Here is a 307-nt window from a genome sequence, read left to right on the forward strand (position 1 = left end):
TTTGACTTCGGACTGAAAATGTTTCTCACGACCTCTGAAGGCTTCAGTATTGACGCCCCGCTGTTTTTTAAGCAATCTCTCCGTGAGATTCAGAAGGCGAACCGAGAACTGTCCCGCAAACAGAAAGGCTCGAACAACCGAGAACGCGCTCGAAAGAACCTAGTTCGTCGCCACGAAGACATTGTTCATCGGCGAGAGGACTGGTTCTGGAAACTAGCTCACTGGCTGACCGATCGGTTTGACGTTCTCTATTTCGAGACGTTGAACCTAAAAGCCATGCAGCGACTCTGGGGACGCAAAGTCTCTG

The 307-nt window shown here is 50.5% G+C and carries 1 protein-coding gene; it reads left to right on the forward strand.

Translation table 11 applies throughout. From position 1 onward, the window contains the following. Positions 1-18 precede the first annotated feature (18 nt). Positions 19-307 (forward strand): transposase (locus AC0QHF_RS28380; RefSeq protein ID WP_324707641.1); only part of this gene is annotated, 289 nt, incomplete at its 3' end.

This window comes from Lyngbya sp. CCY1209 (assembly GCF_055795065.1).